Annotated in this window: 12 protein-coding genes, 9 tRNA genes and 1 rRNA gene; 20 read left to right on the forward strand and 2 right to left on the reverse strand. The window is 43.6% G+C overall.

The annotated features are described in order from the left end of the window. Positions 1-275: 275 nt before the first annotated feature. From rrf to rocF, 11 genes are all read left to right on the forward strand, one after another. Positions 276-370, forward strand: a 5S ribosomal RNA gene (gene rrf, locus AR335_RS21475). 131 nt (positions 371-501) lie between these two features. Continuing rightward, positions 502-576, forward strand: a tRNA-Asn gene (locus AR335_RS21480). 1 nt (position 577) lies between these two features. Then, positions 578-653: transfer RNA gene (locus tag AR335_RS21485), tRNA-Thr, on the forward strand. Between the two features lie 3 nt (positions 654-656). Next, a tRNA-Glu gene (locus AR335_RS21490) sits at positions 657-731 on the forward strand. 35 nt (positions 732-766) lie between these two features. Continuing rightward, positions 767-842, forward strand: a tRNA-Val gene (locus AR335_RS21495). Between the two features lie 19 nt (positions 843-861). Continuing rightward, positions 862-937, forward strand: a tRNA-Thr gene (locus AR335_RS21500). Between the two features lie 37 nt (positions 938-974). Then, a tRNA-Tyr gene (locus tag AR335_RS21505) sits at positions 975-1,058 on the forward strand. A gap of 31 nt (positions 1,059-1,089) precedes the next feature. After that, a tRNA-Lys gene (locus tag AR335_RS21510) sits at positions 1,090-1,165 on the forward strand. Between the two features lie 49 nt (positions 1,166-1,214). Then, positions 1,215-1,288: transfer RNA gene (locus AR335_RS21515), tRNA-Gly, on the forward strand. A gap of 4 nt (positions 1,289-1,292) precedes the next feature. Then, positions 1,293-1,368, forward strand: a tRNA-Ala gene (locus AR335_RS21520). A gap of 248 nt (positions 1,369-1,616) precedes the next feature. Then, complete coding sequence (gene rocF, locus AR335_RS21525; RefSeq protein ID WP_053356158.1) at positions 1,617-2,519, forward strand: arginase; 903 nt, start codon at positions 1,617-1,619, stop codon at positions 2,517-2,519. A gap of 26 nt (positions 2,520-2,545) precedes the next feature. On the opposite strand, the gene AR335_RS23365 is transcribed toward rocF, so the two are convergent. Further along, on the reverse strand, positions 2,546-2,713 hold the full coding sequence (locus AR335_RS23365; RefSeq protein WP_082683650.1) for an aspartyl-phosphate phosphatase Spo0E family protein: 168 nt from the start codon (positions 2,711-2,713) through the stop codon (positions 2,546-2,548). A 212-nt stretch (positions 2,714-2,925) separates the two neighbouring features. On the opposite strand from AR335_RS23365, the gene sigW reads away from it, so the two are divergent. From sigW to AR335_RS24575, 7 genes are all read left to right on the forward strand, one after another. Next, the gene (sigW, locus tag AR335_RS21530) at positions 2,926-3,501 is read left to right on the forward strand and encodes an RNA polymerase sigma factor SigW (RefSeq protein WP_062240018.1); all 576 of its coding nucleotides are present in this window, start codon (positions 2,926-2,928) and stop codon (positions 3,499-3,501) included. A 5-nt stretch (positions 3,502-3,506) separates the two neighbouring features. Beyond that, positions 3,507-4,124 (forward strand): anti-sigma factor family protein, encoded by a 618-nt coding sequence (locus AR335_RS21535; RefSeq protein WP_062240021.1) that lies wholly within the window; start codon positions 3,507-3,509, stop codon positions 4,122-4,124. A 226-nt stretch (positions 4,125-4,350) separates the two neighbouring features. Next, a complete protein-coding gene (cdaA, locus tag AR335_RS21540) occupies positions 4,351-5,181 on the forward strand; it encodes a diadenylate cyclase CdaA (protein WP_197275530.1) in 831 nt (276 codons plus the stop codon). Continuing rightward, complete coding sequence (locus tag AR335_RS21545; protein ID WP_062240024.1) at positions 5,165-6,586, forward strand: CdaR family protein; 1,422 nt, start codon at positions 5,165-5,167, stop codon at positions 6,584-6,586. Before cdaA ends, AR335_RS21545 begins: the two co-directional genes overlap by 17 nt. Before the next feature lie 3 nt (positions 6,587-6,589). Beyond that, positions 6,590-7,930, forward strand: coding sequence for a phosphoglucosamine mutase (glmM, locus tag AR335_RS21550; protein ID WP_062240027.1), 1,341 nt, complete (start codon positions 6,590-6,592; stop codon positions 7,928-7,930). 468 nt (positions 7,931-8,398) lie between these two features. After that, the gene (glmS, locus tag AR335_RS21555; protein ID WP_062240028.1) at positions 8,399-10,201 is read left to right on the forward strand and encodes a glutamine--fructose-6-phosphate transaminase (isomerizing); all 1,803 of its coding nucleotides are present in this window, start codon (positions 8,399-8,401) and stop codon (positions 10,199-10,201) included. 350 nt (positions 10,202-10,551) lie between these two features. Next, positions 10,552-10,770 carry a hypothetical protein gene (locus AR335_RS24575; RefSeq protein ID WP_156419132.1) on the forward strand — a complete coding sequence of 73 codons (219 nt, stop codon included), beginning with the start codon at positions 10,552-10,554 and terminating at the stop codon, positions 10,768-10,770. A gap of 272 nt (positions 10,771-11,042) precedes the next feature. Here the strand turns inward: AR335_RS24575 and AR335_RS21560 are convergent, their stop codons facing one another. Continuing rightward, entirely contained in the window at positions 11,043-11,333 is a 291-nt protein-coding gene (locus AR335_RS21560) for a hypothetical protein (RefSeq protein WP_053356135.1), read from the reverse strand. Positions 11,334-11,571: 238 nt separating this feature from the next. Here AR335_RS21560 and AR335_RS24580 point away from each other — a divergent pair, with 238 nt between their 5' ends. Beyond that, positions 11,572-11,718, forward strand: a complete 147-nt coding sequence (locus AR335_RS24580; RefSeq protein ID WP_156419133.1) for a hypothetical protein — start codon at positions 11,572-11,574, stop codon at positions 11,716-11,718. Between the two features lie 87 nt (positions 11,719-11,805). Further along, positions 11,806-13,623: a PTS mannitol-specific transporter subunit IIBC gene (locus AR335_RS21565; RefSeq protein WP_062240031.1), complete on the forward strand. Its 1,818-nt coding sequence runs from the start codon at positions 11,806-11,808 to the stop codon at positions 13,621-13,623. Positions 13,624-13,695 lie beyond the last annotated feature (72 nt).

The raw sequence follows: 13,695 nt of genomic DNA on the forward strand, positions 1-13,695 counted from the left end.
AAAAGCGGTATGAACCGTTTATATCCGACAAGCGTTGGAGATCCTGACGAGAACACGTTTTTGGTGTTCGTAGGAGGGATTGAAACGACCTCGAGGATATGGTCCATGGAGCTGGACGTTAGCATCAGTGAAAGTTTGGATGAAGAAGTTATCTAGTTTTGAGGGAATATACCTCATTTTTTCTAAAAAAGTTCTTGTCAAAAGAGCAAATACATTGTAAAATGTAACTTGTCCTTGAGAAAATAGGACATCCTTTGAAAGACAGTCTGGTGGCGATAGCGAAGAGGTCACACCCGTTCCCATACCGAACACGGAAGTTAAGCTCTTCAGCGCCGATGGTAGTTGGGGGCTTCCCCCTGTAAGNGAGGTCACACCCGTTCCCATACCGAACACGGAAGTTAAGCTCTTCAGCGCCGATGGTAGTTGGGGGCTTCCCCCTGTAAGAGTAGGACGTTGCCAGGCTATCATTTCATACATACTCGTATGTGGTTTTATTATTATTCCACAGTAGCTCAGTGGTAGAGCTATCGGCTGTTAACCGATCGGTCGTAGGTTCGAGTCCTACCTGTGGAGCCATGCTTCCATAGCTCAGTAGGTAGAGTGCTTCCATGGTAAGGAAGAGGTCACCGGTTCGAGCCCGGTTGGAAGCTCCAGTCGGCCCGTTGGTCAAGCGGTTAAGACACCGCCCTTTCACGGCGGTAACACGGGTTCGAATCCCGTACGGGTCACCAATTTTTTTCGTTAAGAAAATAACATTCATTAATATGGAGGATTAGCTCAGCTGGGAGAGCACCTGCCTTACAAGCAGGGGGTCGGCGGTTCGAACCCGTCATCCTCCACCATTATTTATCCCAACGGCAGGCCGGTTTAGCTCAATTGGTAGAGCAACTGACTTGTAATCAGTAGGTTGGGGGTTCAAGTCCTCTAGCCGGCACCATTTTTTTATAAGTAATGTCTGAAGCCTTTTTTTATGTGGAGGGGTAGCGAAGTGGCTAAACGCGGCGGACTGTAAATCCGCTCCTTTGGGTTCGGCGGTTCGAATCCGTCCCCCTCCACCATCTTTATTTCCGACAGATTATGTTACAACACGAGCCATTAGCTCAGTCGGTAGAGCATCTGACTTTTAATCAGAGGGTCGAAGGTTCGAGTCCTTCATGGCTCACCATTTGAACTTCTGAATAAAAGATGATAGCAATGGTTACAAAGTATAATATGCGGGTGTAGTTTAGTGGTAAAACAAGAGCCTTCCAAGCTCTGGTCGTGAGTTCGATTCTCATCACCCGCTCCATTATGGGGCCTTAGCTCAGCTGGGAGAGCGCCTGCCTTGCACGCAGGAGGTCAGCGGTTCGATCCCGCTAGGCTCCACCATACATAATAAGTACTGTCCTTAGACGAATGTCTAAGGGCTTTTTTATGTCTTTCAAACCTTCAAGGATTCCTGATCCAATAAAGAGGACGGTGCTTTTGTCCTAATAATTATCCATCAACCTCCTCGAAAGCGCTTACGTATCGGTATATCTATGCATATTTCTGTCCAGTTGAACCAACACGAATAGACAGGCTACAATGAATTTATAGAATTTTTTGAAACACAGCATAAGGGGAGGCCGTACAGAATGAAGAAGGATATTACGATCATCGGAGTACCGATGGATTTAGGGCAGACAAGGCGCGGCGTTGACATGGGGCCAAGCGCCATTCGATATGCAGGAATTGTGGAACGTTTAGAAGATATAAATTATAATGTCCAGGATTTCGGGGACATAGAGATTGCCCGGCCTGGGACAATAGAAGAAAAAATAGACACCAATCTTAAGAACCTTCAAGAAGTTTCAACTGCAAGTGAAAAGCTGGCAGACACGGTTTCTAATGTCATTCAGGAAAACCGGTTTCCTCTTGTCTTTGGAGGAGACCACAGTATCGCGATCGGCTCTCTTGCAGGAATTGCCAAGCACTACGAAAATCTTGGCGTCATCTGGTATGATGCTCATGGAGACTTGAATACCGCTGATACTTCACCAAGCGGAAACATTCATGGTATGCCCCTTGCAGCAAGTTTGGGAATCGGGCATGAATCCTTAACCGGCATTGGAGGATATGAGCAAAAAGTTAAGCCTGAAAATATTGTTATTATCGGTGCCCGTTCATTGGATGAAGGAGAAAAAGAATTAATCAAAGAACGCGGTATTAAAGTATACACAATGCATGAAATTGATCGGATCGGAATGACCAAGGTAATGGAGGAAACGATTGAATACCTTTCTAAAAAAACGGACGGTGTTCATTTAAGCCTTGACCTTGATGGATTGGATCCGCTTGACGCACCGGGTGTAGGTACGCCGGTTCTTGGTGGAATCAGTTACAGAGAAAGCCATTTGGCGATGGAAATGCTGGCCGAGTCTCAGATTATTACTTCAGCAGAATTTGTAGAGGTCAATCCAATTCTTGACGAAAGAAACAAGACAGCGACAGTCGCTGTGGCGCTAATGGGATCACTATTTGGCGAAAAATTATTATAATTATAAATCAAAAAAACAGCTCTCGATTACGAGTAGCTGTTTTTTACGTTTGCTTTTTGGAATTCATTTAATAGAGCATCTATGTGTTGGCTGATTTCAACAATTTCTTCAGCGATTAAAGGCATAATTTTAGACATTTCATTCATTTTTTTCCGTGAAACTTCAATTTCTCTTAGCAGGATATTGCGGTCCATGTGTACACGCTCCTTAAAAAAAATCTTTAATTCCACTATTCCCTCAATTATCCAAATTAAAACTCATTTTCTAAATTTTGTACAAAACATTTCTCAATCCCTGTCTGTTTTCATGCTAAAATAAAAATTGCTCAATTTTTTATGGAATATGAAACTTTTTTGAATACTAAACGTAGAAAAATACGAACCGCAACTGGTGGTGGAAAATTGAAATGGATTCATTAATTAATAATCTGGTTACCCAAGTGAAAGCAGGGAACCAGGAGGCTTTTGAAGGTCTTGTTGAAATTTACAAAGATAAAATATACCGGCTGTGCTACAGAATGGTCGGAGACAGCCATGAGGCGGAGGACCTTGCTCAGGAAGCATTTGTCCGCGCTTACGTAAACATTGATAAATACAGTGGAAGCTATAAGTTTTCAACGTGGCTGTATCGCATCGCCACAAACTTGTGTATTGATAAACTGCGGAAAAAGAAACCGGATTACTCTATGGATGCTGAAATTCCAGGAACGGAAGGAGCAACGCTTTACAGCCAGGTGGCAGGAGCGGATCCACTTCCGGAAGAGGAAGTGGAGGAAAAGGAAAAGCGGGATCATCTCCAGCAGGAAATCATGAAACTTCCGGAAAAGTACAGGACAGCGATCCTGCTAAAGTATGTCGAAGATCTATCGCTTGAAGAGATCAGCTCTGTTATGGATTTGCCCGTTCCGACTGTCAAAACACGGATACATCGGGGAAGAGAAGCGTTAAAAAAGGTGTATAAAAAGGTTGCAAAATCGAGGTGAACATAATGTCATGTGATACAGAAAAATATATGAGCCTGATTGATAAAGCCCTGGATAGGGATATAACGGAGCTGGAGCAGAAAGAGCTGAACATACATCTGGAAAATTGCGAAGCCTGCAGAGAGCACTATTATGCCCTGAAGGAAATCATTTCCGACATGAAAGAATCAGCGCCTGTTGTTGCTCCCGACCATTTTACAGAGAATGTAATGAAGAAGCTTCCTGCCGTGAAAAAGAAAAGGATGCCGGCTCAATGGATCAGGCGTTATCCAGTCCTGACTGCGGCTGCAGTATTCTTAATCATAATGTTCGGTTCAGTCATGGCCAATTGGAGTACGGGGAATGAACTATCAGTAGTCTCCGGCTCGGATAACGTTCAGATCAAGCCATCCACGCATACAGTTATCGTTCCTAAAGGAAAAACGGTCAAAGGTGACCTGGTCGTAGAAAATGGCGATGTGAGGGTGGAAGGAAAGGTTGACGGCAATGTCGTCGTCATCAAAGGGAAAAAATATATGGCTTCCGCGGGCCAGATAACCGGTGACAGCCAGGAAATCCATCAAGTGGTTGAATGGGTCTGGTATAAACTTAAAATGTTCTTCACAGGAGAGGAACAAAAATAATATTTAGTATCGAACTAATATGAAGATCTAAAAAGCCGCCTGTTTATGGCTGGCTTTTTACTTTTTCGGGACTTTATAACGCAGCCAAAGACACCTGGCCAGCCAGTCTCCAACTTTTATGGCAGCGGATGGGATATGCTATAATAAGGGATACCGAATAATTATGATCATTGTTGCACTACATTAACATAGAAAGAGTAGTTCCCTGAAGTGGAGTGATGTCATGTTGCCTGTTGGAAGTTTTAGTTTAGGTAGCTATATCAGCCAGATCGTTGATATTTTGCTGGTTACCTATGTTTTTTATAAATTAATAATGCTGATAAGAGGAACCAAGGCGGTACAGCTTTTAAAAGGAATTGTGGTCATTGTAGCTGTATGGCTTGCGAGCAGTTTCTTTGAACTGCGGACAATGGGCTGGCTGATGGATAAAGCCATTACATATGGATTATTGGCCATTATTATTATTTTCCAGCCTGAATTAAGGAGAGCGCTGGAGCAGCTCGGCAGGGGAAAACTGTTTTCCCGATCTGGTTTAGCTGACGAAGAGGAGATGGGAAACTCCATTGATGCGATCGTTAAGTCAACCAGTTATATGGCCAAGCGCCGAATTGGGGCCATCATATCGTTTGAAAGAGAAACCGGTCTTACCGATTATGTGGAAACAGGGATTCCTATTCATTCGAAATTGTCATCAGAGCTGCTGACCAATATTTTTGTGCCCAACACGCCCCTGCACGACGGAGCGGTTATTTTGCGGCAGAATGAGATCGTTGCGGCAGGCTGTTATCTTCCGTTGACCGAAAGCCCTTTTGTTTCCAAAGAACTGGGTACAAGGCACAGAGCGGCTATCGGTGTAAGTGAAGTGACAGATGCGATTACTGTCATTGTCTCAGAAGAAACCGGTGGCATCTCGATTACGAAGAACGGAGAAATCCATCGCAACCTGAATGAGGAAACACTGAGAGCTTTATTGAATGCGGAATTAATGGTATCTGGCAGAAATGCTTCCTCATCACGCTGGAATTGGAGGGGGAAGAAAAATGGACAAACTCCTTAAGAGCAATTGGTTTGTAAAAATTATCGCTTTTCTTTTGGCATTAATGCTTTATACCGTCCTATCCATGGAAAACCAGCAGCAATCTGACCGGCAATCCCTGTTCACCTCCGTCTCCAAGACGAGTGAAACAGTAAGCGGGGTTGCCATTACGCCTTTTTTTGATGAAAATAAATACGTACTTACAGACTTGCCCCGATCGGTGGACGTCAAGCTGACGGGTTCTTCCAATCTGCTGACGAAAGCATTAAAAGTAGACCGTCGAATGGAAGTCTATATCGATCTTACAAAGATGGGTCCAGGTACAAAAAAAGTTCCTGTGAAAATCAGGAATGTTCCGGAAGGGTTAAGAGCCGTTCCATCACCTCAGGAAGTGGAAGTAACGCTTCACCGAAAACAAACGAAGCAGATCCCGATTTCTGTGGATATCAAGAACAAGAATAAGCTGCCGGAGGGTTATGAAGCCGGAAAACTTAGCTACTCGCCGAAGAGTGTGTATGTAACAGGTCCAGAGGATTACATCAGTGATATTGCAAGTATCCGGGCATCTGTGGATGTTTCGAATGCCAAGGATAAGGTAGAATCAAGGGTGCCGCTGCGGGCTTACGACAGTCAAGGCAATCTGCTCGATGTACTGATTGATCCAAAGTCTGTCAATGTTACGGTCCCTATTACAAAACCAAGTAAAACGGTACCGCTGAGCCTGAATGAAAAAGGCAACCTTCCTGACGGACTTACCCTTGCAGGTATAACTGTGGATCCGAAAGAAGTGACGTTAACAGGTCCTTCATCCGCCCTTGATAAAATCAGTGAAGTAAGCGGCGTAGACATAGATTTAGACAAGATTAAAGAAGATTCAACGATAGACGTTGATGTGCCTCTTCCAAAAGGCACAGAAGCTGTAAATCCCAAACAAGTCCAAGTAAAAGTGGATGTAGAGAATGACGTGAAAACAAAGACCTTTAAGGATATCCCTATTGAAATGAGGGGAGAGATTCCTGAACAGCAGGCGTCTTTCTTATCTCCTGCGAGCGGAAAGATGGATGTGACCATTACAGGCAGCAAAAAAACAGTTGATGCATTGGTGGCTTCAGATATTAGGGCATATGTTGATGTCAGCAAGCTGAAACCAGGCGAGCATACGATTTCGATAAAAGCCTCAAACTCCAAGAACCTTCAAATGAAAAAGGAGTTTACGACGGCGAAAATTAAAATCGAAACCACAGCAACCCAGACTGGCTCTGATAACCAGACTGACCAAACCACATCGCAGAGCGGGGATAAGAACAGCAATAACGAGAATAACGGCACTGCCGGCAGCAAGCCGGACAATAACCCAACCTTTTCTCAATCAAAGGCAGAGGGACAATCGGATCGTACCGAATCAATTACTGAAGGAGAGAATTAAATCATGGGAAAATACTTTGGAACAGACGGGGTAAGAGGAGTTGCCAATACAGAGCTTACACCAGAATTAGCTTTTAAACTTGGCCGATTTGGGGGATATGTATTAACAAAGGAAACCCAAAAACCAAAAGTACTGATCGGCAGAGATACACGAATTTCTGGTCATATGCTTGAAGGAGCATTGGTGGCTGGCCTTTTATCTACGGGAGCTGAAGTATTGCGTTTAGGTGTCATCTCGACACCTGGCGTTGCTTTCTTGACAAAGGCACTTGGCGCTCAGGCAGGTGTCATGATCTCTGCTTCCCATAACCCAGTCGCTGACAACGGAATTAAGTTTTTCGGAGCGGATGGCTTTAAGCTTTTGGATGAGCAGGAAGCAGAGATTGAAGCTCTCCTCGATCAGGAGAAAGACGAGCTTCCGCGCCCTTCAGGCGGCGATATCGGCTCAGTAGGCGACTATTTCGAAGGCGGACAAAAGTACCTTCAATATTTAAAACAAACCGTCCCTGGCGATTTTTCCGGTATGCATATCGCACTCGACTGCGCTCACGGTGCAACATCTTCTTTGGCTCCGCATCTGTTTGCTGACCTGGAAGCCGATATCTCAACGATGGGAACAAGCCCAAATGGTCTAAATATTAACGATGGTGTAGGTTCCACACACCCTGAAAAACTGGCTGAACTGGTCAAGGAAAAAGGAGCAGACATGGGTCTGGCCTTTGATGGGGACGGAGACCGTCTGATTGCGATTGATGAAAAGGGGAACATCGTGGATGGCGACCAAATCATGTTTATTTGCGCCGTCTACTTAAAAGAACAGGGAAGACTGAAGAACGATACCATCGTCTCCACTGTGATGAGCAACCTTGGATTCTATAAAGGACTTGAAGACAGAGAAGTAAAATCGGTTCAGACTGCTGTCGGCGACCGATATGTGATGGAAGAAATGAGAAAGAGCGGATATAACCTGGGCGGAGAGCAATCAGGACATATCATTTTCCTTGACCATACCACGACGGGTGATGGCATGTTATCGGCTATTCAATTAGCAAGCATCGTCCAGCAGACGAAAAAGCCATTATCTGAGCTTGCGGATGAAATGAATAAGTTCCCTCAGCTTTTAATCAACGTTAGAGTTGTAGATAAAACAAAGCTTGAAGGCAATACAACGATCCTATCTGCGATCGAGAAGGTCGAAGCAGAAATGAACGGAAACGGGCGTGTACTTGTCCGTCCATCGGGAACTGAGCCGTTGGTGCGTGTCATGGTCGAAGCACCTACGAAGGAACAATGCCAAATCTATGCTGATCAGATAGCTGATGTGGTCAAGGCGGAACTTGTTTAGTCAAATGCACCCTCATTCATCAAGATAGGCACGAAACCTATGCATAAGCGTATCACCAGCGGGTTCGCTTATGCATATTTTATTAAATATTTATTAAGCTGCTTAGCAACCAATTGACGCTTAAATCGAAACAAGATATCATTAGGTTTGAATTTACTTCGAAACGGGAAGGTGGATAGAGCGGCCAATTTATTAACCTAAGCGCCTGAACTATTTTCGGACGGAAGAAAATAGTTGACGAGGAAGAGGTTCATCGATTTTTCGGCGGATGCCTCTCGGAACCAGTCACTTTCGTAAGCTTTTAAATAAAACAGGCAAGGCGACTTCCTGTACAAAATTAAAAGCAGTGGCTAACAAAATAAATCAAACATAGGTGGGGCTGTGAGCCCCGCTCACAGTCCCCCTGTTACAGAGGCGGGTGCCAGCCCATATTTTGGGCTATACCTGACCCAAGGGAGGATATATTAAATGTGCGGAATTGTAGGTTATGTAGGGAATAAGGATGCTAAAGAAATCTTGCTTCGCGGACTGGAAAAATTAGAGTACCGCGGTTATGACTCAGCAGGTATTGCTGTAGTTGATAATGACGGCGTTCAAGTCTTCAAAGAAAAAGGAAGAATCGCTGTATTGCGTGATATCGTTGACTCAGGCGTTGAAACATCAATGGGAATCGGACATACCCGCTGGGCAACACACGGAGCGCCAAGCAAGGTGAACTCTCACCCACACCAAAGTACTGCAGAGCGATTTACGCTTGTGCATAACGGTGTTATTGAGAACTATGAGAATATTAAAAGAGAATACTTACCGAATGTTGAATTCGTAAGTGATACAGATACAGAAGTTGTTGTACAGCTTATTGAAAAGTTTGTCAGCGAAGGGGAGAACGTGGAAGAAGCATTCCGCCACGCGCTTTCTGTTATTAAAGGCTCTTACGCGATTGCGTTAGTCGATAACCAAGATTCAGACACCATCTATGTTGGTAAAAATAAAAGCCCGCTATTGGTCGGCGTAGGAGAAGGATTTAACGTTGTAGCAAGTGATGCTATGGCCATGATTTCTCAAACAGACCAATACGTTGAACTGATGGATGAGGAGATCGTTATCGTAACACGTGACTCCTATACCATCAAAACACTGGACGGCAAAGAAGTAGCACGTGATCCATACACAGCTGAATTGGATGCAAGTGATATCGAAAAGGGAACGTACCCTCACTATATGCTGAAAGAAATTGATGAGCAGCCATTTGTTATGCGTAACATCATCAAGCAGTATCAAAACGAGGAAGGCAATCTTAAGCTTGATGACGATATTCGCAGCGCGATGAAAGGTGCAGACCGCATTTACATCGTGGCTTGCGGAACAAGCTACAATGCAGGACTTGTAGGTAAACAGCTGATCGAAAACATTGCCAATATCCCTGTAGAGGTTCATATTGCCAGTGAATTCGTTTATAACATGCCGCTTCTTTCTCAGAAGCCATTGTTCATCTTTATCTCTCAATCAGGAGAGACAGCCGACAGCCGTGCGGTATTGGTAGAAGTGAAAAAGCTTGGCCATAAAGCGTTGACGATTACTAACGTTCCTGGCTCTACCCTTTCAAGGGAAGCTGACCATACACTTCACCTATATGCAGGACCTGAAATCGCAGTAGCATCAACAAAAGCTTATACAGCGCAAATTGCTGTCCTTGCTATTCTTGCCGTTGATTCTGCTCGTGCAAAAGGCATCGAGCTTGATTTCAATCCGCTTCAAGAGCTTGCGATTGTGGCAAACGCAATGGAAACATTGACAGACCAAAAAGAAACCATGGATCGTGTAGCACAGGAATACCTATCAGTAACACGCAATGCTTTCTTTATCGGCCGTGCGGTTGATTACTTTGTTTGTTTGGAAGGTTCTCTAAAGCTTAAAGAAATCTCTTATATCCAAGCAGAAGGCTTTGCAGGAGGAGAACTTAAGCATGGTACGATTGCTTTGATTGAAGAAGGAACGCCAGTTATCGCTCTAGCTACACAAGAACACGTGAACTTGAGCATCCGCGGAAATGTAAAAGAAGTAGCAGCCCGTGGAGCAGAAACTTGCGTGATCAGTACAGAAGCGACGAAGGACGAAGGCGACCGCATCGTACTTCCTGAAGTACATGAGTACCTTACTCCGCTCGTATCTGTTGTACCGCTTCAATTGATTGCTTACTATGCAGCACTTCACCGTGACTGTGATGTTGATAAGCCGCGTAATCTTGCGAAAAGTGTAACAGTAGAATAAGTATTAAGTAAAAGCCAGTGGAAATTTACTGGTGTTTTACGCTAAAATAGCATTTTACTAGATAAAGAAGTCCTTTACTGAATAATAAAGTGCTTTTCTCCCTTGGAATTTAACTTCCAGGGGTTTTTTCATTATGGAGCACTTAGTGAAATATTATATGGATATTTCGCTCTTATAGCATTCCACTATGAAGCAGGCTATGTCCTTGATCAAGTGTTTAGCACAACAAAAAAGTTTGACAAGTATCAGTAAAGAACTCTTTTATCTTACAACAGAAATGTCTTTTTAAAACTAAGTTGTACCCTGGCTGTCCAAATCAAAAAGGGGCTGTCCAAGAAGTCTGTAAGCTGTTGATTTCCGTTCCAGGGTGCTCGCTTTCCGCGGGGCGTGCGGTGAGCCTTACCGGCGTGAACGCCTACTTTTTGGGCGCTAGCGCCTGCGGGAGTCTCACCTGTCACGCTAGTCCCGCAGGACAAGGAAGGCTCCGGCAGCTTTTTATCACACGAAGAAAATGTGAAGTTCATTTTCGAGGAGTCTTGCACCTTCCACTTCAATCAACTTTTCATTGAAGATTTTCAAGCCAAAAAGGAGCTGCTGAAGGTAAATTTTCGACTTTCAGGACAGCCCCTTTTTTTGTAGTAATTATTTCAAGTTATTTTTACATCAACTAAATCAGACAACTTAATCCTATGTACTTATTTGTGGTTATCCACAATTCTCGATTCTTTTTTTTTATAAATGGTGTCTTCAAATTAAACCCGTCGGTGAAAATTTAAAGTGGCTTACTTAAAATTAATATAAAATAACATCTAAATACATATGAATCGTTCACAATTATCATTTAATTAACGAAGTGAACGCTTCCATCATCCGTAATATAAATAGATTGATGGCTACTTAAATATTTCAGTGCATCTTTCATTATTCCATGCTCTTTTAAATCAGCCTGTCCACGTATGTAAGTGTGCACATCTAAGATCAGCACATAGGAATAGCATTGCTGGCCATCGATCGGCTCAACATTTGAGAGCTGAAAAGCATCGCCATACTTTTCTTTAAACCATAACTTTGCCTGTTCATGAGTCTTAAATGAAGGGATTTTTGCTTCGTCAATTACTCCTGCAGCGTACACTCCTACACCAACTCCTTTATGTAGATTTTCCCTATAATCATTCGCTGCCTCAGGATGAATTGCTGTTGGTCAAATCCTTTGTAATTTTAACCAGCACCAATATATATAGATATTATTTGATCAGAATAGTGCTGAGATGTTATTTGAAGGTGTGTTTAAGCTCCGCGAGTTTATAGAACAAGAGGCATAAATAATCACGAAAATGAGCCAAAGGTAATTGTTCCAGGAGGTGAGTCTAATGAAGAAAAAGGACGAGGACAAGCTACGTAAAGAAATTTTAGATTTTGAAGAAGGCTTTCCAGATGGTATTTATGGATGGCAGCTTTTTTTATGTTTTAAACATGACAACAAGTATGGTGACAAAATGCCCTTTTCTTTGAATTGAAAAATGGTGTGTAAACGCTTTATTATTAGAGCATAAGACCTATAGATTGTACGAATAGTACCAAATAGGAAAGGGGTTTCGATTGATATGGCAAGTTCTGAACAGACAAAGACAGGCGCTAAAGTAAAAATACAGCGGTTTGGCAGCTATTTGAGCGGTATGATCATGCCAAACATAGGGGCGTTCATCGCCTGGGGAATCATCACGGCATTATTCATTCCTACAGGATGGCTTCCAAATGAAGATATGGCAAAACTGGTTAGCCCGATGATCACTTACTTGCTGCCGCTGCTTATCGGATTTTCAGGCGGACGCATCGTTTATGACCTGCGAGGCGGTGTCGTTGGTGCCACGGCAACGATGGGGGTTATTGTCGGAGCAGACATTCCAATGCTTCTAGGTGCCATGATTATGGGGCCTCTTGGCGGGTATGCCATTAAGAAGTTTGACAAGATGATTGAAGGAAAAGTGAAATCCGGCTTCGAGATGCTCGTGAATAACTTTTCCGCCGGGATTATTGCCGGAATTTTAACGATCATTGCCTACAAAGGAATTGGACCGGTTGTATTAACGTTAAACAAAACGCTTGCTGCAGGAGTACAGGCTATTGTAGACGCACACTTGCTGCCGCTGGCCAGCATCTTTATCGAACCAGCAAAAGTGTTATTCTTAAACAATGCCATTAACCATGGGATCTTAAGCCCGCTGGGAATTGAGCAAGCCACCAAAGCAGGAAAATCCATTCTGTTCTTGTTGGAATCCAATCCGGGACCAGGGCTGGGTGTCCTATTGGCTTACATCCTTTTTGGAAAAGGAATGTCGAAACAATCGGCACCAGGGGCTGCCATTATCCATTTCCTTGGCGGGATTCATGAGATCTACTTCCCGTATATTCTGATGAGACCGTTACTTCTTTTAGCGGTAATCGGAGGCGGTGCTTCCGGTGTATTCACTTTCTTGCTGTTTGACGCAGGATTGGTAGCCGCTCCGTCACCAGGAAGTATCTTTGCTCTTATTGCCATGACACCGAGAGGACACTACCTTGGGGTCATAGCTGGAGTTCTGGCTGCGGCAGCCGTATCCTTCTTGATTTCTTCTGTCATCTTAAAATCTTCCAAACAAACAGATGAAGATGATTTGACAAAAGCGACAGAAAAAACATCTGCACTTAAAGGAAAAGAAAGCCGTGCTTCATCACTTGTCCAACCGAAAGAAACGCAAGTGCAACAAACGTCTGGTGGTGCCAGGCACCACATCGCTGTAGAAAAAAGCCGTGCCGACGTTCAAAAGATTATTTTCGCTTGTGATGCAGGTATGGGTTCAAGTGCAATGGGCGCATCAATCTTAAAAAACAAAGCACGAAAAGCGGGACTGGATGTATCGGTGTCTAATACATCGATTACGAATATTCCCGCTGATGCAGATATCGTCATTACGCATAAAGATTTAACAGACCGGGCGAAAGCAAAACTGCCGAATGCCGAACACATTTCAGTAGAAAATTTCTTGAACAGTCCTAAATATGAAAAACTGCTGAATGAGTTAGTAGAAAGCAAAGGTACAACAGCACCTGCCGAGCCTAAAGGTATGCCAATCGCAGAAAACGAGTATGAAGACGTTTCGAAAATTATCTTTGCCTGTGATGCGGGTATGGGTTCGAGTGCAATGGGAGCTTCTATACTCAAAAATAAAGTTCAAAAAGCAGGGCTGGATGTTTCCGTGTCCAATACTTCGATTACCAATCTGCCCGCTGATGCAGACTTGGTCATCACCCACAAAGATTTAACCGATCGTGCAAAAGCTAAACTACCGGGCGCAAAACATATTTCAGTTGAGAACTTTTTAAACTCACCGAAATATGAAGAACTGCTTGAGAAGTTAAAAGCAGCCAAAAGCCTGCACTGATCGAAAAGTCCGGTTCCCAGGAATCGGACTTTTTCTATACTTTTTAAATCATGGCAACAATGATGATGACGA

The organism is Fictibacillus sp. FJAT-27399, assembly GCF_001510655.1.
Lineage (GTDB): Bacteria > Bacillota > Bacilli > Bacillales > Fictibacillaceae > Fictibacillus_C > Fictibacillus_C marinisediminis.

What these genes read in the sequence shown, in the direction of transcription:
- rocF (WP_053356158.1), top strand. Translation starts at nt 1,617, where the DNA reads ATGAAGAAGGATATTACGATCATCGGAGTACCGATGGATTTAGGGCAG.
- AR335_RS23365 (WP_082683650.1), bottom strand. Translation starts at nt 2,713, where the DNA reads ATGGACCGCAATATCCTGCTAAGAGAAATTGAAGTTTCACGGAAAAAA.
- sigW (WP_062240018.1), top strand. Translation starts at nt 2,926, where the DNA reads ATGGATTCATTAATTAATAATCTGGTTACCCAAGTGAAAGCAGGGAAC.
- AR335_RS21535 (WP_062240021.1), top strand. Translation starts at nt 3,507, where the DNA reads ATGTCATGTGATACAGAAAAATATATGAGCCTGATTGATAAAGCCCTG.
- AR335_RS21545 (WP_062240024.1), top strand. Translation starts at nt 5,165, where the DNA reads ATGGACAAACTCCTTAAGAGCAATTGGTTTGTAAAAATTATCGCTTTT.
- glmM (WP_062240027.1), top strand. Translation starts at nt 6,590, where the DNA reads ATGGGAAAATACTTTGGAACAGACGGGGTAAGAGGAGTTGCCAATACA.
- glmS (WP_062240028.1), top strand. Translation starts at nt 8,399, where the DNA reads ATGTGCGGAATTGTAGGTTATGTAGGGAATAAGGATGCTAAAGAAATC.
- AR335_RS24580 (WP_156419133.1), top strand. Translation starts at nt 11,572, where the DNA reads ATGAAGAAAAAGGACGAGGACAAGCTACGTAAAGAAATTTTAGATTTT.
- AR335_RS21565 (WP_062240031.1), top strand. Translation starts at nt 11,806, where the DNA reads ATGGCAAGTTCTGAACAGACAAAGACAGGCGCTAAAGTAAAAATACAG.